1 protein-coding gene is annotated in these 237 nt (G+C 51.5%); it reads right to left on the bottom strand.

The window, feature by feature from the left end:
* On the bottom strand, nucleotides 1–237 hold a 237-nt coding region (locus tag CWC28_RS21420), incomplete at both ends, for an IS66 family transposase zinc-finger binding domain-containing protein (protein WP_171038350.1).

The following is a 237-nucleotide window of genomic DNA, read 5'->3' as shown; positions in this document are numbered from 1 at the left end:
TGGTAATAATCCAGGCCAGCAGGCCCGGCGTAGCCATGCTTTTTGGAATGGGTAATTTGGGCATCGGTGCGGTTTTAACACCGGACTCACACTCGCAGCCGTATTTCAGACGCTGGAACTCAACCACTTTCACCTGTGCAGGAACGATATCCAGCTTACAGCTGCTCTCATGGCCAAACGCCTTAAGAGCTTTGCCGCAACAGTCGCACTGTTTCTCATCGTCTGGGATATCGATTT

The sequence above is a fragment of the Pseudoalteromonas sp. S4492 genome (assembly GCF_005886115.1).
In the GTDB taxonomy this organism is placed as follows: domain Bacteria; phylum Pseudomonadota; class Gammaproteobacteria; order Enterobacterales; family Alteromonadaceae; genus Pseudoalteromonas; species Pseudoalteromonas gelatinilytica.
Note: the sequence above shows the minus strand (reverse complement) of the source record. Positions and strands in the feature narration are given on the sequence as shown.